General features: G+C 73.3%; 5 protein-coding genes. All 5 read left to right on the top strand.

Annotation, left to right across the window (positions count from 1 at the left end):
• A partial coding sequence (locus CAP_RS42430; RefSeq protein ID WP_156041663.1) for an SDR family NAD(P)-dependent oxidoreductase occupies nucleotides 1-3,782 on the top strand: 3,782 nt, incomplete at its 5' end.
• 25 nt (nucleotides 3,783-3,807) lie between these two features.
• On the top strand, nucleotides 3,808-9,579 hold the full coding sequence (locus CAP_RS42425) for a type I polyketide synthase (RefSeq protein WP_044252183.1): 5,772 nt from the start codon (nucleotides 3,808-3,810) through the stop codon (nucleotides 9,577-9,579).
• Nucleotides 9,576-13,841 (top strand): type I polyketide synthase, encoded by a 4,266-nt coding sequence (locus tag CAP_RS42420; protein ID WP_052376907.1) that lies wholly within the window; start codon nucleotides 9,576-9,578, stop codon nucleotides 13,839-13,841. The genes CAP_RS42425 and CAP_RS42420 overlap by 4 nt, the downstream gene beginning before the upstream one ends.
• A 1-nt stretch (nucleotide 13,842) precedes the next feature.
• Nucleotides 13,843-19,614, top strand: a complete 5,772-nt coding sequence (locus CAP_RS42415; protein ID WP_044252180.1) for a type I polyketide synthase — start codon at nucleotides 13,843-13,845, stop codon at nucleotides 19,612-19,614.
• A gap of 5 nt (nucleotides 19,615-19,619) precedes the next feature.
• Nucleotides 19,620-24,509: type I polyketide synthase (locus tag CAP_RS42410; RefSeq protein WP_052376906.1), on the top strand; the 4,890-nt coding region annotated here is incomplete at its 3' end.

The raw sequence follows: 24,509 nt of genomic DNA, 5'->3' as shown, positions 1-24,509 counted from the left end.
CCGCCGCTGCTTCCCTCGGGCACCCGCAGGCGCAGGTCGAGGAGGTGGCGTTCCGTGCCGCGCTCCCCCTGAGCGACCGCGCCGCGCATGCGGTCCAGGTCATGCTGGCGGTCGACACGCGGGGCACCGCCTCCTTCCGGGTGTCCGCACGGTCGGAGGAGCAAAGCGGAGCGGAGGCAGGCTGGACCCTCCACGCGACGGGCAAGCTGCGCCTCGAACCTGCAGGCGAAGCGGAGTGTCGGACGCCGGTGGCCATCGATGCCTTGCAAGACCGCTGCGTGGATGTCGTCTCGGGCGACGCCCACTACGCGGCGCTCGCGGCGCGCGGCATGCACTACGGCCCCGCGTTCCAGGGGGTGCAGAGGGTGTGGCGCCGCGATGGGGAGGCGCTCGGACGGGTGCACGCGCTGAGGGCCGCGGACGGAGAGGGAGCCTTGCACGCGCTCGATCCTGCACTCCTGGATGCGTGCCTTCAGGTCGTGGTCGCGGCGCTGCCACGGTCGGGCGGTCGCGAAGCCGTGGAGAACGCCCTCGTGCCGGTCCGGATCGAGGGGCTGCGGCGCTCGTCGCAGGCATGGACGGACGAGGTGTGGAGCCATGCCGTCTTGCGCCCAGGTGAGCGCGCAGCGCCCGGGGAGATCGAGGCCGACATCCAGATCGTGAACGCGGAGGGGCGCCTGCTCCTCGACGTGCGCGGCTTGCATGTCCGCGCTTCGAACGCGAAAGCGGCGCGCGCTTCCGACGCGCTGCACGGCTGGTTCCTCCAGATCGGGTGGCATCCGCAGGCGCTGTCGCGCCTCGCCGGGGCCCCTTCACCTGGCACGTGGATCCTCCTGGCGGATCGAGGGGGCCTGGCCGAGAGGCTGCAGCAACTGCTGGAGCTGCGAAGGCAGCGCTGTGTCTTGCTCCGTGCTGACGACGTTTCAGGCGCTGCGGGAAGCTCCGCGGGCGCGGTCGCCCCGACGAGCGCGGAAGGATGGCGTCAGCTTCTCGGCGCCCTCCCTCGGGCGGGAGCGCCGTGCCGCGGCATCGTCTGCCTCTGGCCGCTGGACGAAACGTCGACCGCGGAGGTCACGCCTGCGTCCCTTCACGAAGCTGCGCTGCGCGGAAGCGAGCGCCTCGTGGCGCTGGTGCAAGGGCTCGCGCTCGTGGACCTGTCCGTCACACCTCGCCTCTGGGTGGTGACGGGGGATGTGGAAGCGGCGGAGGAGCAGGGGGCGGCGGCGTCGCCAGCGTCGCCAGCGTCGCCAGCGTCGCTCGCGGAGGCGCCGCTCTGGGGGCTGATCCGGGCGATGGCCTACGAGCACCCTGAGCTGCGCCCGGGATGCATCGACATCCCCGGTAAGGGCGCCGTGGAGCACGCGGAGGCGCTGGTCGAGGAGTTCCTCGCCGATGGCCCGGAGAGCCAGGTCAAGCTCCGCGGGGACGCGCGCCACGTGGCACGGCTGGTCCGGAACGCGGATGTCGCGCCGAGGGACGAGGAGGTCCTGCCATCAGCGTGGGCTGCGACGGGCAGCGAGGGCGGCCTCCGCCTCGACGTCAGGGTCCCCGGGCTCCTCGACACGCTCTCGCTGCGCCCTGCACCTCGACCGCAGCCAGGGCCGGGGCAAGTGGAGATCCGCGTGCACGCGGCCGGCCTCAATTTTCTCGATGTCCTCTCGGCCATGGGGGTACGCCCGGACGATCCCGGTGGTCCCGTCGCGCTCGGGCTGGAGTGCGCTGGAACGGTGAGCGCCGTTGGCGAGGGCGTCGCCCTGCACGTCGGGGATGCGGTCATCGCCGTGGCGCGGTCGAGCTTCGGCACCCATGTCCTCGCGCACGCCCCCCTCGTCGTGCCCAAGCCCGAGGGGCTCAGCTTCGAGGAGGCGGCGAGCTTGCCCATCGCGTTCATGACGGCCCAGTACGCGCTCGCGCACCTCGGTCACCTGGCGCGGGGGGAGCGCGTGCTGATCCACGCTGGCGCAGGGGGTGTCGGGCTCGCTGCCATCCAGATCGCGCAGCGCCTCGGCGCGGAGGTCTTCGCGACGGCGGGCAGCCCCGAGAAACAGGAGCACCTGCGCGCGCTCGGTGTGCCGCACGTGCTGCACTCGCGCTCGCTGCAGTTCGCCGGCGAGATCGTCGCCCGCACGGGTGGCCGTGGTGTCGATCTCGTCCTGAACTCGCTGACGGGACCCGCCATCGCCGCCGGCCTCGAGGTGCTCGCTCCCTACGGCCGCTTCGTCGAGATCGGGAAGCGGGACATCTACGAGGACACGCCTGTCGGTCTCGGTCCTTTCCGCAAGAACCTCTCCTACTTCGCGGTGGACCTGGCCCGGATGCTCGACGAGAAGCCGGAGGCCTGCGGCAGGCTCCTTCGAGAGGTCACGGATCTCGCCGCGCGAGGTGACCTCCGTCCCCTGCCCTACCGCGCGTTCCCGATCACCGCGGCCGCAGATGCTTTCCGCCACATGGCCCAGGCACGCCACATCGGCAAGGTCGTCCTCGCGCTGGAGGGCGCGGAGGCTGCGGTCGCCTCCGCAAGCGCGCCGCGGGTGCGCGCGGACGGGTGCTACCTCCTCACGGGGGGGCTCGGAGGGCTCGGCCTCGCGACCGCCAGGTGGCTGGTGGCACAGGGAGCACGCCACCTCGTGCTCGTGGGTCGCGGAGACCCCTCGGAGGCGGCCCGGGCGGAGATCGTGGCCCTCGAAGCTGTGGGGGCTCAGGTGAAGACCGCGCGCGTCGATGTGGCGAGCGCCGGACCGCTCGCCGCGCTCCTCGCCGACGTCCGCGCGACGATGCCGCCGCTGCGAGGCGTGTTCCATGCGGCAGGGGTGCTCGACGACGGCCTGATGCTCCAGCAGACCAGGGCCCGGTTCGACGCCGTGATGCGCCCCAAGGTCCTCGGCGCATGGAACCTGCACGCCGCGACCGCAGACTGTCCGCTCGATCTCTTCGTCCTGTACTCCTCGGCAGCGGCGCTGCTCGGCTCACCTGGCCAGGCGAGCTACTGCGCCGGCAACGCCTTCCTCCACGCGCTCGCCAGATACCGCCGGGCGGCTGGCCGGCCAGCTCACTGCATCGCGTGGGGCCCGTGGGCCGAGGTGGGGCTCGCTGCTGCCGAGGATCGGCGCGGAGCCCGCCTCGCGGTGCGTGGACTGGGCAGCCTCACCCAGGAACAGGGCGTCGAGGCCCTCGGCCGGGTGCTGCGTCAAGACGCAGCCGAGATGGCGGTCACCCCCTTCAATGTGCGTCACTGGCGCGAGTTCTACCCCGTCACTGCGCGCTCTCCTCTGTTCGACGACGCCGACGACCTCGCTGCCGATCTCGCCGCCGATCGCGCCGAGGAGGGGCGCATCCCCCAGGGCACGGAGGCTGCGCGCCAGGTGCGCGACGAACTCGGGGCGCTGGCACCGGCAGCGCGCCGCGCTCGGATCGAGGCCCATGTCCGGGAGCACCTCTCGCGCGTCACCCGGCTGCCGCCAGCGCGCATCCACAGCGACACGCCGCTGATGAGCCTCGGGCTCGATTCGCTGATGAGTCTTGAGCTTCGCAACCGGCTGGAAGCCGGGCTCCAGCTCACGCTCCCCGCGACGTTGATGTTCGGGCACACCAGCCTCGGCAGCCTCGCGTCCCACCTCGCCACGCGGATGGGGCTCGGCCTGGAGGAGTCAGCGCCCGAAGAGGTCCCCGCGCGGGCGACGGAAGCCTCGCGAAGCACAGCCGAGATGGACCAGCTCTCCGCCGACGAGATGGCAGCGCTCCTGGCGGCGAAGCTCTCCGCCCTGACCCAGGCCGCGAAATAGAGGACAGGCGCGCAGCCTCCGCACCATGAGCACCGCAGCACAACATACCGATTACAAGGCGCTCCTCCAGCAAGCGTACGTCGCGCTGGAGCAGATGCAGGGCCGGCTCGACACGAGCGAGCGCGCCCGCCACGAGCCGATCGCGGTCGTCGGCCTGGGGTGTCGCTTCCCTGGCGGAGAGAGCCCGGACGCCTTCTGGGAGCTGCTGCGCGACGGCGTCGATGCCACGGGAGAGGTGCCCCGTGATCGGTTCGACGTCGACGCCTTCCATGCGTCGGACCCGACCACCCCGGGCAAGACCAACGCACGTCGCGGCGGCTTCCTGAGGAGCGTCGACCAGTTCGATCCGCAGTTCTTCGGGCTCTCGCCGCGCGAGGCGGCGCTCATGGATCCACAGCAGCGCCTCTTCCTGGAGACCTCCTGGGAAGCCCTGGAGGATGCAGGCATCGTCCCCGCGTCGCTGGCAGGGAGCGCCACCGGCGTGTTCGTCGGGGTCTACAACGACGATTATCAGTGGCTGGATCCGTCGGCGGAGGCCATTCATGACGCCTACAACGCGACCGGCACCTCGCACAGCGTGCTCCCGGGGCGGCTCTCGTTCCTGCTCGATCTGAGGGGGCCGAGCGTCGCGGTCGACACGGCCTGCTCTTCCTCGCTGGTCGCCGTCCACCTCGCCTGCCAGAGCCTGCGCAGCGGCGAGAGCGACGTCGCCATCGCCGGCGGGGTGAACCTCATCCTGTCGCCGCGGCCGAGCATCCTGCTCTCGAAGCTCCAGGTGCTCGCCCCCGACGGGCGCTGCAAGACGTTCGACGCGGCCGCGAATGGCTTCAGCCGCGGCGAGGGCGCCGGGGTGCTCGTCCTCAAGCGCCTCTCGCGCGCAGAGGCCGATGGCGATCGCATCCTGGCGCTCCTCCGCGGCTCGGCCGTCAACCAGGACGGGCGCTCTGCGGGCCTGACGGCGCCGAATCCCCGCGCCCAGGCGGCGCTCATCCGCCAGGCGTTGAAGGTCGCCGGCCTCGCGCCTGCGGACGTCTCCTACGTCGAGGCGCACGGCACCGGGACGCCCCTCGGGGATCCCATCGAGATCGAAGCGCTGGCGGAGGTCTTCGGGCAGCCCCGCGCCGATGGCTCGCCGTGCCTCGTGGGATCCGTGAAGACCAACTTCGGTCACCTCGAAGCGGCAGCAGGCATCGCGGGGCTCATCAAGGTGGTGCTCTCGATGGACCGAGGCGCCATCCCGCCGCACCTCCACCTGGCGACGCTCAACCCCCGCATCGCGCTGGAGGGGACGGCGCTCTCCATCCCCACCACGCTGACCCCATGGCCAGCACGCGCGAGGCGGCGCTGCGCTGGGGTGAGCTCCTTCGGGGTCGGGGGAACGAACGCCCATGTCGTCCTGGAGGAGACACCTCCCGCGGCTTCAGGGTCGCTCGACGCAGGGGAGCGTGAGCCCCGCGCCGCGTACGTGCTCCCGCTGTCGTCGCGCGGGCCCGAGGGTCTCCGCGCACAGGCGCGCGCTTTCCGGGATTTCCTGCGGGGTGGCGGGGCTGCGTACGGCGCCTCGCTGTCGGACGTCTGCTACACCGCAGGCGCGGGGAGGACCCACCACGCGCACCGGCTCGCGGCCGTGGGTCGGAGCCGCGTGGAGCTGGCCGAGCGCCTCGACGCCTTCGTGGGTGGCCAGGAGCCGCCGGGGCTCGCCTCGGGGCGTCTGGAGGTCAGCACGGCTCCAGGCCTGGTCTTCGTCTTCCCGGGGCAGGGCTCGCAGTGGCTCGGGATGGGCCGACGCCTCCTGCAGCGAGAGCCCGTCTTCCGGGACACGATGGCGCGGTGCGCCGCCTCCGTGGAGCGCCACGGCGGCTGGTCTCTGCTCGACCTGCTGCGCGACGAGCGTGGCGAGCGTGGCGCCACAGAGGGGAGCTGGCTCGGAAGGAGCGACCGCATCCAGCCGACGCTCTTCGCGATGCAGGTCTCCCTCGCTGCCCTGTGGCAGAGCTTCGGTGTCACCCCCGACGCGGTGGTGGGTCACAGCATGGGCGAGGTCGCGGCGGCGTGCGTGGCTGGCGCGCTCTCCCTGGACGACGCAGCCCACGTCATCTGCCGGAGGAGCCACCTGCTCGCGCGCTCCCGGGGCCGCGGGGCCATGGCCGTGGTCGAGCTGCCCGCCGCCCGCGCGGAGCAGGTGATCGCGCCGCACGGGGGGGCGCTGTCCATCGCGGCCATCAACGGGCCCACCACCACGGTGGTGGCAGGTGAGGCGACAGCGCTCGCCGCGCTGCTCGAGAGCCTGCGCCGCGACAACGTCTTCTGTCGCCCGGTGAAGGTGGACGTGGCCTCGCACAGCCCGGAGGTGGATCCGCTCCGAGGCGAGCTCCTCGACGCCCTGCGGGGGCTGCATCCCCGGCGAGGAACCGTGCCGCTCTGCTCCACCGTCACCACCCGGATGACCCACGGCGAGGACCTCGACGCGGGCTACTGGGTGCGGAACCTGCGCGAGCCTGTGCAGTTCCTGTCGGCGGTGCGGCGGCTGCGCGACGACGGGCACCAGCTCTTCATCGAGGTGAGCCCCCATCCCGTGCTGCTCTCGGCGCTCGAACAGACGCTCGCCGAGAGCGCCCAGGGTGGCCTCGCGCTCCCGTCGATGCGGCGGGACGAGGACGAACAGGCCGTGCTGATGGAGTCCCTGGCGACGCTGTACACGAGAGGTGCAGCCATCGACTTCCGCCGGATTCACCCGGAGGCACGCCGCGTTGCGCTGCCCACCTACCCTTTCCAGCGGACCCGCTGCTGGCTCGACCTTCCCGAGCGCGTCGCGCCGCGCCCCGAGGTCCACGTCCGCAGGCCCGCGCTGCACCCCTTGCTCGGTGCGCGCCTCGGCGTCGCGCATCCTGTCTTCGAGGCGCAGATCGGGCGCGAAGGTCTGCCTTACCTGGGTGACCACCGCCTGCACGGGGCTGCGATCCTGCCGGGCGCCGCCTACGTGGAAATGGCGCTCGCTGCTGCGCGGGCTGCGCTCGGGCCTGGCGCCTTCACCCTGCATGACCTCGGCCTGGAAGAGCCGCTCGGTGTTCCGGAGCAGGGAGCGGTGACGGTCCAGAGTGCGTGCACCCGGAGGGGGACCGACCAGCTCACGATCGAGGTCTTCAGCCAGGAGAGTGACGGCGGCGCAGCCGAGGCCCCCGTCTTCCGTCGCCACGCCCTGGTGGAAGCGGTGCGCGCGCCGGAGGTGCCGGAGGGCACGGCTCCGGTGGACATCCCGGGCGTGCAGGCCCGCTGCTCGGATCGGGTGGAGGGGAGCGCCTTCTACGAGCGACTCCAGGAAGTCGGCCTGGGCTTCGGACCCCTCTTTCGAGGCGTCCAGCAGATCTGGCGCCGGGAAGGCGAGGCGCTCGGGCGCCTGGAGCTACCGCAGGCGCTCCTCGCCGAGGTCCAGGCGTACGCCCTTCATCCCGCGCTGCTCGACGCCGCGTTGCAGGTCCTGGGCGCAGCGCTGCCCGGGGGATCCCCCGGCGCCGAAGGTGAGGGCGTGCTGCTCCTGTCCTCCATCGAGCGCGTGAGGCTGGGGGAACGCCCCGGTCTCGCGCGCTGGAGCCAGGCGCAGACCCGAGCGCATGGTCCCGACGGCGACCATGCTGGCGAGGTGCGCCTCCTCGACGAGGAGGGCGGGCTCGTCGCCGAACTCACCGGGCTGCGGTTGCGGCGCGCTTCTCGCGCGGCCCTCCTGCGTCACGCCAGGCCAGCGCACGACGGCTGGCTCTACGAGGTCGTCTGGGAGCCCAGGAAGCTCGCCGCTGCGATGTCGACGTCCGCTGCCGCGGGTCGGCGCTGGCTGATCCTCTCGGACGCGGCAGGAGTCGGCGAGGCGCTGGCGGCATGCATCGAGGAGCGCGGGGGAAGCAGCGTGCAGGTGCGCCCCGGTACGGCGTACGAGGGAGACTCCGGCGACCGGAGGGGCCATGCCGTCGTCGACCCGACCCGGCCCGATCATGTCGAGCGCCTGCTGAGCGAGGCCGCGCAGCGCGGCGCTTCCTACGACAGCGTGGTCCACCTCTGGAGCCTGGACGCCGCCTCCGCACACGGAGACCTCGACGCATGCCCGGTGGATCAGGCACTCGCGGACCTCGATCGCGGGATCGAGGTGGGGTGCAGCAGTGCCCTTTCACTCGCGCGCGCCCTCACGCGGACAGGCCAGGCACCGGCACCACGCCTCTGGCTGGTCACCCAGGGGGCCCAGGCCACTGGCGCTCAGACCAGGCCCATCGCGCTCGCCGGAGCCCCCCTGTGGGGCCTCGGGCGTGGCATCGGGCTCGAGCACCCCGAGGTCTGGGGGGGTCTCGTCGATCTGGGGCCCGGTGATCCGGTCGAAGCGGCGCGCCACCTGCTTTCGCAGCTCCTCGACGAGGAGGGTGAAGACCAGGCGGCGTTTCGTGGAGGTGAACGCCACGTCCCCCGGCTCGTGCGTGATCGGGGGTCGCAAGCGACCGAGGGCGCCGCTCCCCGGATACGCGCGGACGGGACCTACCTGATCACCGGCGGCCTGGGTGGCCTCGGGCTGCGCGTCGCCAGGTGGCTGGTCGCGCATGGGGCACAGCACCTCACCCTCGTTGGCCGTCGCGGGCTTCCTCCTCGCGCTGCCTGGCCCACCCTCCAGGAAGGCACGGAGGCGCGTCGCGCCGCGGAGACCGTCGAAGCCCTGGAGGCTGCAGGCGCCACGATCGACATCGTGGCCGCCGACATCTCCGACCCCGGCCAGGTGGAGGCACTGGTGGCGCGTGCCGGGAGCACGTCCCCCGTCCTGCGCGGCGTCCTGCACGCCGCGACCGCCGCCGAGGCCGTGCCGCTCCGGGACATGACCCCCGACGCGCTCGCCGCAGCCTGCCGGGCCAAGGTCCGAGGCGGATGGCTCCTGCACCGCGCGACGGCAGCCCAGCCCCTCGACCTCTTCGTCCTCTTCTCGTCGACCGCTGCCCTGTGGGGTGCGAGCGGCCTCGCTCACTACGCGGCTGGAAACCAGTTCCTCGATGCGCTCGCGCACCACCGGCGCAGCATGGATCTGCCGGCCCTCTCCGTGGACTGGGGCACCTGGAACGAAGGGCGCGGCGCGACCGCCGCGATGCGCCAGTGGTCGACGCGCCACGGCCTGCTCGGCATGGCCCCCGAGCATGCCCTCACCGCCCTGGAGCACCTGCTCGCGCGGGGCGAGGTGCACCGGGTCGTCGCCGCCGTGGACTGGAGCGTCCTCAAGCCGCTGCACGAGGCCCGGCGCCGCAGGCCGCTCTTCGAGCGGATCCACGAACCTGCAGCGATGAGCCCCGAGGCGAGCGGGGAGCGCCTCCCGCTGCTCCGGAAGCTCACCAGCGCAGTCCCTTCTGCGCGCAAGGGCCTCCTCGTGGTGGCGGTCCAGGACGAGGTCGCGAGGATCCTGCGCCTTCCCCCCTCGATGCCCGTCGCGCCCCGTCAGGGCTTCTTCGAGCTGGGCATGGATTCTCTGATGAGCGTCGAGCTGCGCAACCGGCTGCAGCTCGCTCTGGGCCGGACCCTGCCCACGACGCTCGCGTTCGATCACCCCACGGCGGAAGCGCTCGCCGATTTCCTGGCGCGGCGCGTGCTCCGCCTCGATCTCGGCGAGGAGCAGGCGCCATCGCAGGCCGTCAGCATCGACGCCGGCCGCGTCGAAGACGACCCGGGCGCGGCGCCCCCGCTCTCCCGCGAAGCCCTCGACGACCTCGCGGACCACGAAGCCGAGGCCCTGCTCGAACGTCGCCTGGCAGGCCTGGAAAGGAGGCTCGGCGCATGACTGGCCGAGAGGAACAGGACGGCCGCGCGCAGCTCCTCAAGCGCGCGCTCCGGATGATCGACGATCTGGAAGCGAAGCTCGATGCGGCGGAGAGAGCCGCCCGCGAGCCCATCGCCGTGGTCGGCGTCGGCTGCCGCTTCCCGGGCGCGAATGGCCCGGATGCCTTCTGGGCGCTGCTTCGTGACGGCGTCGACGCCATCTCGGTCGTCCCCTCGGATCGCTGGGACGTGGAGGGTGCGTACGACCCGACCCCCGGCACCCCGGGAAAGTCCGCGTCGCGCTGGGGCGGCTTCCTGGACGACGTGCGCGGCTTCGACGCCGGCTTCTTCGGCATCTCGCCGCGCGAAGCAGAGCGCATGGATCCCCAGCACCGCCTCGTCCTCGAGGTGAGCTGGGAAGCCCTGGAGCACGCCGGGATGGCCCCCGATCGGCTCGCCGGGAGCCGCGCCGGGGTCTACCTCGGCATCATCGCCAGTGACTACGCGGCGCTCCAGGCCGAGTCCGGAGACGGGTCTTGCTTCGATCTGCACTACGCCACCGGCAGCTCGCTCAACGCGGCAGCAGGGCGGGTGGCCTACCAGCTCGGCGTGACGGGGCCCTGCATGGCCATCGACAGCGCCTGCTCCTCGTCGCTCGTCGCGGTGCACGAGGCCTGCCTCGCGCTGCGCGCCGGCGACTGCGACCTCGCGCTCGCGGGTGGTGTCAGCGTCCTCCTCTCGCCCCGCTGGGCGGTCGCCCTGTCTCAGGCCAGCGCACTCTCCCCGGATGGCCGGTGCAAAGCGTTCGACGCCAGCGCTGACGGCTTCGTCCGGAGCGAGGGCTGCGGCGTCCTCGTGCTCAAGCGGCTCTCCGAGGCCCAGGCGGCCGGCGATCCCATCCTGGCCGTCGTGCGCGGTTCGGCCGTCAACCAGGATGGCCGGAGCAGCGGGCTCACCGTGCCCAGCGGCGCCGCGCAGGAGGCGGTGGTCCGGCAGGCCCTCCACCGCGCTGGCCTCACCCCGCAGGACATCGACTGCATCGAGGCCCACGGCACGGGTACCGCGCTCGGGGATCCCATCGAGGCCAGGGCGCTCGGCGAGGTATTCGGCAGCGCCCGCGGCGAGGCGCCGCCGCTCGTGCTCGGGTCGGTGAAGACGAACCTGGGTCACACGGAAGCCGCGGCAGGCGTGGCAGGCGTGATCAAGATGATCCTGGCCCTCCAGCACGCGCAGATCCCGCCCCATCTCCACCTGAAGGAGCGGAGCCCCCGCATCGACTGGGAGCAGCTCCCCGCCATCCTTCCCACGACCCTGCTGCCCTGGACTGCCGGCCCCCGGAAGCGCAGGGCCGGCGTGAGCTCCTTCGGCATCAGCGGCACGAACGCCCACGTGATCCTGGAGGAGGCGCCCCCACCCCCCGACAGCGACGCTCCCACCACCGACGACGCCCGCGAGCACCTGCTCCTGCTCTCCGCCCGCTCCGACGAGGCCCTGCGCGCCCTCGCTCGCGCCTACGCCGATCGCCTCGACCACGCCGGCTCTCTCGCCTCTCTCCCCCTCGCACAGCTCTGCGCCGCTGCCGCGCGCCGCCGCAGCCACCTTCCACACCGCCTCGCCATCACCGCCTCCGACCTCCCGGAGCTGCGCGACAAGCTCCTCGCCTTCCTCCTGCACGAGCCTCGCCCGGGCCTCGCCCACGGCGCCCACCTCCCCGGACGCCCCACCCGCCTCGCCTTCGTCTTTCCCGGACAGGGCGCGCAGTGGCTCGGCATGGGACGGCAGCTCTTCGCCCAGGAGCCTGCCTTCCGCCACGCCCTCCTCCGCTGCGCCAACGCCTTCTCTCCCTTCGTCGACTGGTCCCTCCAACACCTGCTCCTGCTCGACGACCCCGCCCTGCTCGAACGCATCGACGTCCTGCAGCCCCTGCTCTTCGCCCTGCAGTTCTCCCTCGCCTCCCTCCTGCACGCCTGGGGCCTCACCCCAGACGTCCTGCTCGGACACAGCATGGGCGAAGTCGCCGCCGCCGCCTTCTCCGGCGCACTCTCCCTCGACGACGCCGCGCGCGTCATCTGCCTGCGCAGCAAGCTCCTGCTCCGCCTCCGTGGCTCCGGCGCCATGGCCGTCGTCGAGCTCTCTCACGAACACGCCCTCCGCACCCTCCAGAACCGCTTCCCTCAGCTCTGCGTCGCCGCCTGCAACGCCCCTCGCTCCACCGTCATCGCCGGCGACATCGCTCCTCTCCGCGACCTGCTCGACCAGCTCCAGGCAGAGGGCGTCTACTGCCGCCTCGTTCGCGTCGACGTCGCCTCCCACAGCCCCCACGTCGACACCCTCCGCGACGACCTGCTCGACCAGCTCCAGGGCCTCGCCCCCCGCTCCGCTTCCCTCCCCATCGTCTCCTCCGTCTCCGCCCTCCCGCTCGACGGCGCCGAGATGAACCCCGACTACTGGGTGCGCAACCTCCGCCAGCCCGTCCTCTTCACCCAGGCCCTCTCCCGCCTGCTCGACGACGGGCCCTGCCGCTTCCTTGAGCTCAGCCCCCACCCCGGCCTGCTCCACGCCATCACCCAGTCCCTGCACGCACGCGGCCACGAGCCCACCGCCACAGGCTCGCTCCGCCGCAACCACAGCGAGCGCGCCGCCCTGCTCGACGCCCTCGGCTCCCTCTACGCCTTCGGACACGACCTCGACGTCGCCAGGCTCTTCCCGGGCACCCCTCCCCTCGCTCCCCTGCCCTCCTACCCCTGGCAGCACGAGCCTTTCTGGTTTCCCGTCTCCGCCCCGCGCCCCCTGCCCGCGCTCACTCCCCAGCTCCCGCAGCACCCGCAGGACAGGCCACAGCACTCGCTGGACACGTCCCACCGCCATCCCCTCCTCGGCGCCCACCTCGCCTCCTCCGCCCATCAAGGCACCCACTTCTGGCAGGCCTCCCTCTCCCTCCACGCTCTCCCCTGGCTCGCACATCACCGCCTCCACCTCCACCCCGTCCTGCCTGCCTCCGCCTTCCTCGACCTCGTCCTCTCCGCCGCTGCTTCCCTCGGGCACCCGCAGGCTCGGCTCGCGCAGATCTCCTTCCGTTCCCCGCTCTTCCTGCAGGATCAGACAGCGCGCGCACTTCAGCTCGTGATCGCCACCGGAGCAGAGGGAACCGCCTCCTTCCGCATCTCCAGCAGCATCGAGGGAGAAGCCAGCGCAGCGTGGACGCTCCACGCGGAAGGGCAGGTCGACCTGACCCCTGCGGCTCATGCTCCGTCTTCCCCGCCAGAGACGCTCGATGTCCTCCAGGCGCGCTGCACCGCCCCCCGCTTGGTCGACGCGCACTACGCCACGCTGGAGCGCCGCGGCCTGCACTTCGGCCCGAGCTTCCGCGGCGTGGAGCAGCTCTGGCGCGGCGAGGCCGAGGTGCTGGGCTGCGTGCGCTTGCCCGAGATCGCTCACGCGGACGCCGCGCACCACGAGGTTCATCCGGCGCTCCTCGACGCCTGCTTCCAGCTCCTCGGTGCGGCCGTGGCGGAGGACGATGGAGGCCTCTACTTCCCGGCCCACCTCGAAGCGCTCCAGGTACGAGGGCGCCTGCCGTCGTCGCGCGCTGGGTGGTGCCACGTGCGCCTCCGTGAGCCCGGAGACGACGCAGGCACCCTGCGTGGCGACATCGTGCTGATGGACGACGCAGGTCGGGTGCTCATCGACGTCTGCGGCTTCTCCGTCCGGCGCCTGGAACCTGCCGCCGTGCCCGGTGAGCCCTCCAGGATCGGCGCCTCGCGCTCTCCTGACGCACGCGCCGCACGCGCGGCTCTCCTCGCCCTTCGCTCGGGCCAGAAACGCCGCCTGCACCTCGAAACACGCGTGCGTGCCGAGCTTGCTGCGGTGCTCAGGATGGCCCCTTCACGCATCGATCGCCTCGCGCCGGTGACCACGCTGGGCCTCGACTCCGTCATGGCCCTGGAGAGCCGCAACCGCCTGCAGCAGGCGTTCGGGGTGACGCTCTCGGCCACGCTGCTCTGGGTCCACCCGACGGTCGCCGCGCTCGCCGCGCACCTCGCCGACGCGCTGGAGGTCTGCCTGGACGACGGCGACGATGACCACCTACCGCCCGAGACCACGGCCACGCGGGCTGCCACGCCAGCCTCTGCAGCGCACTCCGCACGGCATCCCGACGAGACGCGCGCGGAGCCAGACAATACCGCGCGCCCACCCTCCCTCGATCGCGTCCTGCGCCGGGTGGAGACGCTGTCCGACGACGACGCCCTCGCCGCCATGCTGGGTGCGCAGGGAGAGATCTGACATGAGCAACGCACCGGAACCGTCCCAGAAGCTCTCTCCCCTCAAGCTCGCGTACCTGGCACAGCAGCTCCACGCCGAGGGAGAGGCCGTCAGGCACCTCGCCGCGGAGCCCATCGCCGTCGTCGGCATGGCCTGCCGCTTTCCCGGGGGCGCCACCACGCCCGGCGCGTTCTGGGATCTGCTCGCGCGCGGCGGGGATGCCATCGTCGAGATCCCCGAGGAGCGCTGGGATGCGGGTGCCCTCTTCGACCCCGACCCGGCGGCCCCCGGCAAGATGGCCACCCGCTGGGGCGGCTTTCTCGACGGCGTGGACAGGTTCGACCCTGGCTTCTTCGGGATCACCCCGCGCGAGGCCGCGCGCATGGACCCGCAGCACCGGCTGCTCCTCGAGGTGGCGTGGGAGGCGCTGGACCACGCCGGACACGCGCATGACGGCCTGCGTGGCAGCCGCACGGGCGTCTTCGTGGGGCTCTGCACCTTCGACTACCTGCTGCTCCAGGCCGCCGATCGGGAGCGCATCGAGGCGTACACCAGCACGGGTTCGGCGCTCACCATCGCCGCCAACCGCATCTCGTACCTGCTCGACCTCCGTGGACCGAGCCTCGCCGTGGACACGGCCTGCTCGTCCTCGCTGGTCGCCCTCCACCTGGCCTGCGAGAGCCTGCGCCGACGCGAGTGCGCTCTGGCCCTCGCAGGAGGCGTCAACCTCATCCTCGCGCCCGAGCTCACCATCTCCCTGTCCAAGTGGGGGATGATGGCCACCGACGGGCGCTGCAAGGCGTTCGACGCCCGCGCCGACGGCTTCGTCCGCAGCGAGGGCTGCGGCGTGGTGGTCCTCAAGCGCCTCTCCGACGCGCTCGCCGACGGAGACCGCATCCTCGGGCTCATCCGGGGCTCCGCGGTGAATCAGGACGGCCGCAGCGCGGGGCTCACCGCTCCGAACCGCGCCTCGCAAGAAGCGGTCATCCGCCAGGCGCTCGACAGCGCCCGCCTCGACGCCTCGCAGATCTCGTACGTCGAAGCGCACGGCACTGGCACCGCGCTCGGAGATCCCATCGAGGTCGAGGCGCTCGCGGGCGCCTTCAGCGGCCCCCGGCCCGAGGGTAGCCCGTGCCTCGTCGGCGCCGTGAAGGCCAACGTCGGCCACCTCGAAGCCGCGGCGGGCGTCTGCGGTCTCATCAAGGTCCTCCTGTCGCTCCAGCACGAGGCGATCCCGCCGCTCGCCCACTTCACCCAGCTCAACCCGAAGATCTCGCTCGACGGCACCCCGTTCCGCCTGCCCACCGCGCTCACGCCGTGGCCCGCCTCCGCGCAGCCCCGGTACGCCGGCGTCAGCGCCTTCGGCATGGGCGGCACCAACGCCCATGTCATCGTGGAAGAAGCTCCGCGTCTGCCGCCTCGACGCGCCAGCGCTGCCGCGCGGAGCGGCGCATGCCTGCTCCCCCTCTCGGCAGCGGCGCCAGAAGCGCTCGTCGCGCTGGCGCAGGCCTACCGCGCCCAGCTCTCGGGCACCGATGCGGCTCTTCCCTCCTCTCCGGGCGCTCTTTCAGCCGGCGCTTCCTCTGCCGAGCCTTCCTCTGCTGAGCCTCCCTCTGCTGGCGCCACGCCTCCCGGGACCTCGACGCTCGCCGATCTCTGCGCCAGCGCCGCCAGGCGCCGCTTCCACCACGAGCACCGCCTGGCCGTCGTGGGAGACACGCACGCGCAGATCTCGGCGCGCCTCGGTGCCTTCCTGCAGGGCAAGCAGAGCCCCGGGGTGCGCGCCGGCCGCAAGCACGTCGACGAGTGGCGCCGCATCGTCTTCGTCTTCGCCCCGCACGGCTCGCAGTGGACGGGCATGGGGCGGCAGCTCCTCGCCGAGGAGGAGAGCTTTTGGGAGACCTTCACGCGCTGCGACGAGGCCATCCGCGCCGAGGCTGGCTGGTCTGTCCGCGAGGCGCTCGAAGGCGGCCCCGAGGCGACGTGGCTCGACCGCATCGAGACCCTCCACCCCACCCTCTTCGCGCTGCAGGTCGCGCTCGCAGCCACCTGGCGCGCCTGGGGTGTCGAGCCCGAGGCGGTCATCGGCCACAGCGTCGGCGAGGTCGCGGCTGCCCACGTCGCCGGGGCCCTCACGCTCGAGGACGCGGTCAAGGTGGTCTGCCGCCGCAGCGCCTTGCTCGCCCGCGCCCCGGGCCGGGGCGCCATGGCCGTCGTCGAGCTCTCCCTGGAGGACGCGCGGCGCGCCATCGCCGGCTACGAGTCCGCCGTCCACGTCGGCGCCAGCAACAGCCAGCGCTTCACCGTGCTCTCCGGCGACAGCGCCGCCCTCGCCGAAGTCCTGCGCACCCTCACCCAGCAAGGCATCTTCTGCGGAGAAGGTGTCGCCGACGTCGCCTCCCACACCCCGCGCATGGCGCCCCTGCGGGGAGCGCTGGAAGCGGCGCTCGCGGAGCTCGCGCCCCGCCCCGCCACGGTCCCTCTCTACGCAAGCTGCGCCGGGGGCCTGGTCGACGGGCGCGATCTCGGCGCACCGCACTGGGTCCGTCACCTGCTCCAGCCGGTCCTGTTCTGGCCTGCGCTCCAGGCGTTGCTCGCCGAAGGTCACGACACCTACCTGGAGCTGAGCCCCCACCCCATCCTCGCGTCGTTCGTCGAGGAGGGGTTGACCCATGCCGGCGTCGAGGGCGCCGCGCTCCCCTCGCTGCGGCGCGGAGAGCCCGATCGCGCCGCCCTGCTCGAATCCTTCGGCGCCCTCTACACGCTCGGCCACCCCGTGGCCTGGCGGCGCCTCTACCCCGCCAGCCGGAACGTGCCCCTGCCGTCCTACCCCTTCCAGCGCACCCGCCACTGGCTCGACGACGCGCCGCTGCCTCCGCGCCGACGCGCGACGCCAGCCCTCACGAAAGAGGGCCACCCGCTGCTCGGGGCGCGCATCACCTCGCCGCTCCTCGCGGGGGCCCACCTCTGGCAGATGGAGGTCGACACCGCCGCACTTCCCTGGCTCGACGATCACCGCGTTCGTGGCCTCGTGGTCGCGCCGGGTGCGGCGCTCGTCGACCTGGCCCTCGCCGCGGCGGCCGAGGCCTTCGGCGGAAGCGCGCACTGCGTGGAGGACGTCCGCTTCGAGCAAGCCCTCTTTCTTCCCGAGGAAGGAGCCCGCGTCGTGCAGCTCGCCGTGAGCGATGGCCCCTCCGGCAGCGCTTCCTTCCAGATCTACAGCCTCCCGGCGGCGCCGCTCGGGGCGGGGGATTCTTCGTGGACGCGCCATGCACAAGGCACCCTCGCCCGCGGGGGCGCAGCCTCGCCCGCCTCTTCCCAGGTCACGCCACCCCCTGCCGTCGATCTCGACGCTCTCCGCGCTCGGTGCAGCGACCTCGTCTCCGGCGCCGAGCATTACCGGCGCATGGCCGAGCGAGGCATCCAGTTCGGACCTGCGTTCCAGGCCCTCGACCAGCTCTGGCGCCGCGACGGCGAAGCGCTCGGCCGCATTCACCTCCCGGCTGCCGCGGGCGGCGGGCGGTACAGCATTCACCCCGTCGTGCTCGACGCCTGCTTCCAGGCCGTCGAAGCCGCGCTCCCCCCCCGGGCGGCGCAGGAGGGCACCTTCCTGCCCACGGGCATCGGCAGCCTGACGCTGCACGCACCCATCCCCGCCGGTGCGCCGCTGTGGAGCCACGTGCGCCTCCTCCACGCCGGCGATGGCCCGGACGGCGTGCTCGAGGCCGACGTGGCGCTGCTCGACGACCAGGGCCGCGTCCTCGCCGAGGCCCGCTCGTTCCGTGCAGCGCCGCTCGATCGGGAGCCCGGCGCGCGGCTCCAGCGCTTCGCGTCCTGGCAGGTCGAGGTGGCCTTCCGCCCCGTCGCGCCCGCCCCCGCCTCGGCGAGCGCGCGCACGGCGCACCGCTGGCTCCTGCTCACCGACGCCTCGGGCCTCGGCGATCGCCTCTCGCGCCAGCTCGAAGCGCGCGGCGACGCCTACCTCGTCATCCCCGCGGGCAACCGCCCCGAGGAGCGACGGCTCCTGCTGCACGCAGCGCTCCAGGACAGCGCGCGTCCTTTCGACGGCATCATCCACCTCTGGAGCCTCGACGCGGCGTTGCCCACGGGCGCTTCGCTCACACCGCTCACGGCGGCGCGTGACCTCTGCGTCGACTCCCTGCTGGAGATCGTCCAGGCGGCGATCCGCCCCGGCGTCGAGCAGCCCCCGCGCCTCTGGGTCGTCACCCGCGGCGCCCAGCCCGTCGGCCCTGCGCCTCAGCCCGCGTCGCCCACCCAGGCGCTCGCCTGGGGCCTCGGCAGGACCATCCCCCACGAGCACGCCGAGCTGCGCTGCACATGCGTCGATCTCGGGACCGATCCGGCCGACGAGCAGGCCGAGATCGAGGCCCTGCTGCGCGAGCTTACGGCCGACGACGCCGAGGACCAGATCGCCCTGCGCGGCCCCACCCGCTTCGTGGCCCGGCTCGCCCCGGCCGACGCTCCGAAGGACGCGCCGCCTCCCGCCCCCTCCCCCGTGCACCCGCACGCGACGTACCTGATCGTCGGAGGTCTGGGTGGCCTCGGACTCGCGCTGGCCCGCTGGTTCGTGGACCAGGGCGCGCGCCACCTCGTCCTCCTCGGCCGCAGCCCCGCGTCGCCGCCTGCGCGCGCGGCCATCGCCGCCCTCGAACGCGACGGCGCGCGCGTCGTCGTCGCGCAGGGCGACGTCACCGACGAGGCCCGCCTTCGCGCCCTCCTCGCCGACCTCGCCCGCGACATGCCTCCCCTGCGCGGCGTCGTCCACGCCGCCGTCGTGCTCGACGACGGGGTCCTGCTCCAGCAGACGCCTGCCCGATGCGCGACCGTCCTCGCGCCCAAGGTGGAGGGCGCGTGGAACCTGCACGCCGCCACGCTGGGAGCGCCCCTCGACTTCTTCGTCCTCTTCTCGTCGGGCGCCTCCCTCCTCGGGTCCCCGGGCCAGGGGAGCTACGCCGCCGCCAACGCCTTCCTCGACGCGCTCGCCCACCACCGCCGCGCCCTCGGCCTGCCGGCGCTCAGCATCAACTGGGGTGTCTGGGCCGAGATCGGCCTCGCCGCGGCGCAGGAGAACCGGGGTGCCCGGCTGGAGGCCAGCGGCTTCGAGAGCATCCGTCCCGCCGATGGGCTCGCGCTCTTCGGAGACCTCCTCCAGCGCGCGCTCACCCCCTCCGGCGCTCCGCTCGGCGCCCAGGTCGGGGCCATCCCGTTCGACCTCGCGCGCTGGCGCGTGTTCTATCCCCGGGCGGCCGCCTCGCCGCTGTTCGCGGAGCTGGCCCTGCGCGTCGACGGGACCGCAGCCACGCCGACCAGCGACTTCCGCGCAGACCTCCTCGCGGCCCCGGCGGCGGAGCGGCTCCCGCTCCTCACGGCCCGCGTCGAGCAGCTCGTCGCGCGGGTAATGCGCCTCTCGCCCGACCTCGCCGTCGACCGACAGCGGCCGCTCGGCACCGTCGGCTTCGACTCGCTCATGGCCGTCGAGCTGCGCAACCACCTCGAAGCCTCCTTCGGGCTTCGCCTCCCCGCGACGCTCCTCTGGAGCTACCCCACCATCGACGCCATGGCCGAGCACCTGCTCGGCAAGCTCGCCCCCGCGCCCGAGCCCTCCGCGCGACCGCTCTCCCCGCCGGCCCAGGCTGCCACGCCGGCCCAGGCTGCCACGCCGTCCTCGCCGTCCTCGCCGTCCTCGCCTCCCGACGACGACCTCGCGCTGCTCCTGGAGGCGGCCGTCGACCTCTCCGCCAGCGACCTCCGCACGCTCCTCGCGACCCCGTGAAAGCCATGACCAACGAACCCTTGCTCCAGCTCATCCAGAAACTCACCCCGGAGAAGCGCGCCCTCCTCGGCAACCTCCTCCAGGCGACACCGGAGCCCATCGCGATCATCGGCATGGGCTGCCGCTTTCCCGGAGGCGCACGCAGCGTGGACAGCCCCGAGGCGCTCTGGAATCTGCTCCGCGAGGGCCGCGACGCCATCGTCGATGTGCCCGCCGATCGCGCGCCCCCCGTGGCCTCCACGCCCCCGGGGCCAGACGGCACGATCCCCGTTCGCCGGGGGGGCTTCCTGGATCGCATCGACGGCTTCGACGCGGGCTTCTTCGGCGTCGTGCCGCTCGAAGCCAGGCGCATGGATCCCCAGCAGCGGCTCCTCCTCGAGGTGAGCTGGGAGGCGCTGGAGAACGCCGGCCAGCGCCCCGAGCGGCTCGCCGGCAGCGCGACCGGCGTGTTCGTCGGCATCGGCGCCAACGAGTACATGTTCCTGCAGATCGACCCCGCCGACCCGGCCAGCGTCAGCGACGCCTTCCTCTGCACCGGCAACGCCTCCAGCATCGCCGCCGGCCGGCTCTCGCACCACCTCGACCTGAAGGGCCCGAGCGTCGCCGTGGACACGGCGTGCTCCTCGTCCCTCGTCGCCGTGCACCTCGCCTGCCAGAGCCTCCGCCAGCGCGAGTGCGCCATGGCCGTGGCCGGCGGCGTGAGCCTCATCGTCTCGCCGCTCTCCACCCTCATCGCCTCCAGGCTCATGGCCATGGCGCCCGACGGCCGCTGCAAGGCCTTCGCCGCCGGCGCGGACGGCTTCGTCCGCGGCGAAGGCTGCGGCGTCGTCATCCTCAAGCGCCTCTCCGACGCGCTCGCCGAAGGCGACACCATCCACGCCGTCATCCGCGGCTCCGCCGTCAACCAGGATGGCCGCAGCAGCAGCCTGACCGCGCCGAACGGCCTCGCCCAGCAAGCCCTCCTGCGCCGGGTGCTGGAGGTCGCAGGCGTCAGCCCGGCGGACATCGGCTTCGTCGAGGCGCACGGCACCGGCACCGCGCTCGGCGACCCCGTCGAGGTGCAGGCCCTTGGCGCCGTGCTCGCGGAAGGGCGCCCCGCCGATCGGCCCGTGCTGCTCGGATCCATCAAGGCGAACCTCGGTCACCTGGAGACCGCCGCCGGTGTCGCGAGCCTCATCAAGGCCGTCCTCTGCCTCCAGCACGGCGAGGTCCCCCCGCAGATCCACGTCGCGCAGAAGAACCCCCACATCCCCTGGGACGAGCTGCCCGTCGCCATCCCCGCCGCCCCCACGCCCTGGCCGGGTGCCGAGGGACGCGCGCGGCTCGCGGGCGTCAGCTCCTTCGGCTTCAGCGGGACCAACGCCCACCTCGTCCTCGAACAGGCCCCTGCGCCCACCGCCTCCACCGCCTCCCGCGCCTCCCAGCTCCTCGCCCTCTCGGCCAGCACGCCCGCTGCGCTCGAACGCGCCACCGAGCGCCTCGCGGAGCACCTCGACCGCCACCCCGACCACGATCTCGCCGACGTCGCGCACACCACCCTGCTCGGGCGCGCCGCCCTCCCCCACCGCCGCACCCTGGTCTGCCGCGACCGACAGGACGCCCTCGCCGTGCTCCGCGCGCGCGATCCGCGTCGCCTGCTCACCGGCGCCCAGCCCGCGACCGACGCTCCGGTCGCCTTCCTCTTTCCTGGCCTCGGCGAGCAGTACGTCGGCATGGGCCGCGACCTCTACGACGCCGAGCCACGCTTCCGCGAGCGCATCGACGCCTGCGCTGCGCTCCTCGAACCGCACCTCGGCCTCGACCTGCGCCGCGAACTCTACCCCGCCACCCCGGCCCCTGCGCCCGCCGCCTCCCCGCCCAGCGCGGGCATCGATCTGCGCCGCATGCTCGGCGGCGCTGCAAAGGACGACACCGAAAGCTCCCCCGTCGACCGCACCTTCCTCGCCCAGCCGGCGATCTTCGCCGTCGAGTACGCGCTCGCCGGCCTCCTCATGGACTGGGGCATCAAGCCCCGCGAGATGATCGGCTACAGCATCGGCGAGTACACCGCGGCGTGCATCGCCGGGGTCCTCCCGCTCGAAGACGCCGCCACCCTCGTCGGCCGCCGCGCCCGCCTCATCGAGGAGCTGCCGCCGGGCGCCATGCTCGCCGTCCCCCTGCCCCGCGAGGAGGTCCTGCCCTTGCTCGGCGACGCCCTCTCGCTCTCTGGCAGCAACGCTCCGGCCATGAGCGTCGTGGCGGGACCCGTGGATGCGGTGCAGCGCCTGGAGCAGGACCTCGCCGGACGCAGCGTCCCCTTCCGGCGCCTCCGCACCACCCACGCCTTCCACTCCACGATGATGGCTCCGCTCCGGGAGCGCTTCATCGAGATGGTCCGCGGCTTCCGCCTCGCGCCGCCGCGCATCCCCTACCTCTCCAACGTGACGGGCACCTGGATCACCTCGGCCCAGGCCACCGACCCCGCCTACTGGGTGGCCCACCTCTGCCAGGAGGTCCGCTTCGCCGAGGGGCTCACCGAGCTGTCCCGCAAAGGCCGCCGGGTGCTCCTCGAAGTCGGCCCCGGCCAGACGCTGGGCAGCTTCGCGCTCCAGCAGATGCAGGACGGTGCCGCGCCCCCGCTCACCCTCCCCAGCCTGCGCAGCGCCTACGATCGCCAGCCCGATCTCGCCTTCCTCCAGCGCACCCTCGGGAGGCTCTGGCAGGCCGGCGCCGCGGTCGACTGGGAGGCGTACTACGCTGGCGAGCGACGGCGTCGCATCGCCCTGCCGACCTACCCCTTCGAGCACCAGCGCCACTGGCCCGAGCGCGTCGCCCGCGGGTACGCGCCCGAGGGCCGGGCCGACGCCGGGCAAGCCAGCGCCCCGCAGGCCGCGCAGGCCCCATCCGAGGCGCTGACCTCGGCGCAGCAGGGGGCCGTGAAGCGCCCGCTGCAGGACTGGTTCTACGCCCCCTCCTGGAAGCGCGCGCCGCTCGCCACGAAGGCGGAGCAGAGCGCCGCCGGCCCGGTCCTGCTCTTCGCCGATCACCACCTCGCCCCGCAGCTCGCGGCCCGCCTCCGCGCCACGCGCGCGCAGGTGATCCGCGTCGCCCCGGGCCCCGACTTCGCACGCGATGCCGCGGGCGACTACACCCTCGATCCGCGCAACGCCGCGCATTACCAGAGCCTCGTCGGCGACCTGCGCGCCCGCGGTGCGCTCCCGAGCGCCCTCGTCCACCTCTGGATGACGGCCCCCGAGCAGCTCTCCCCGGGGTCCGATCCCACCGAGACGGCGCTCGCCCTCGGCTTCTACAGCCTGCTCTTCGCGGCCCAGGCGCTCGGCGATCTCCCTCCCTCCGCCCCCGTCCACCTCACCGTCGCCTCCACCCGGCTCTACAGCGTCCGCGGCGACGAGGACCTCCGGCCCGAGCGCGCCGTCCTCCTCGGCCCCTGCAAGGTCATCCCACAGGAGTACCGCCACCTCACCTGCACCAGCGTGGACCTCGACCTCCCGGCGGCCGACAGCGCCGAGGAAGCGAGGCTCCTCGACCAGCTCGTCGCCGAGATCCAGCGCGGCGGGCAAGGCGGGCAAGGCGGGCAAGGCGGTCATGACGCCACCGTCGCCTTCCGCGGCCCTCACCGCTGGATCCAGACCCTCGACCCCATCGACCTCTCCAGCAGCGCGGGCACCGCCGACGCAGGCCCACCCGCGCGCCTGCGCCGCGGCGGCACCTACCTCATCACCGGCGGCCTCGGCGGCGTCGGCCTCGCCATCGCCGAGTACCTGGCGCGCGCGGTCGACGCCCGCCTGGTCCTCCTGGGCCGCTCTCCGCTGCCCGCGCGTGACCAGTGGGATGCCTGGCTCGCCGCTCACGATCCGGCAGATCCCGTGAGCCAGAAGCTCGAAGCCCTCCGCCGCATCGAGGCGCTCGGGGCCGAGGTCCTCCCCGTCGTCGCCGACGTCACCGTGGCCGGAGACGTGGCGCGCGCGGTCGCCGAGGCCCTCGCCCGATTCGGGGAGATCCACGGCGTCGTCCACGCGGCCGGCGACTTCGGCGGCAACCTGATCCAGCGCAAGACGCCCGAGGAGACCGCGCGCATCCTCGCCCCGAAGGTCCAGGGCGCGCTCCACCTCGATCGCGCCCTCGCCGGTCGCCCCCTCGACCTGTTCGTCACCTGCTCCTCCCTGACGGGTGTGGTCGGGGGCCCGGGCCAGGTCGACTACGTCGCCGCCAACGCCTTCCTCGACGCCTTCGCCCAGGCCCGCGCCGGGCAGCCGGGGATGACGCTCTCCGTCAACTGGGACGACTGGAAGGACGTCGGCGCCGCCTTCAAGATCGGCGGTCCCCGCGACTTCGTCGCCTGGCGCCAGGAGCACTACCGGACGGCGATGACCACCGCCGAGGGCATCGAGGTGCTCCGGCGCGCGCTCTCCGGCGACCTGCCCCAGGTCATCGTCTCCACCCGCGCGCTCGCGCCGCGCATGGAGGAGCTGAACCGCATGACCCACGCGGCGGACCTCGACCAGTTCGGCCAGCGCTTCCGGACCGCGCGCCAGCGCCCGCCGCTCGACACCACCTACGTTGCCCCGCGGACGCCCATCGAGCGCCGCCTCGTCGAGGTGTGGCGAGACCTCCTCGGCGTCGAACCCATCGGCATCCACGACGATTTCTCGGATCTCGGCGGCCACTCGCTGGTCGCCACCCAGCTCGTCTCGCGCCTGCGCGAGGCCTACCGCGTCGACCTCTCGCTGCGCCGCGTCTTCGAGGCGCCCACCATCGCGGAGCTCGCCCAGGTCGTGGAGTCGCTCCTCGTCGCGCGGGTCCAGGAGCTGAGCCCCGAGCAGGTCACGGCGCGCCTCCACGCGACGGCTGCCAGCGCGGCCGCGGGGGCGGCGGGCCCGGCGGCGGGCCCGGCG

It is taken from the genome of Chondromyces apiculatus DSM 436 (assembly GCF_000601485.1).
Lineage (GTDB): Bacteria > Myxococcota_A > Polyangia > Polyangiales > Polyangiaceae > Chondromyces > Chondromyces apiculatus.
This window is presented reverse-complemented; position numbering and strand designations above follow the sequence as displayed.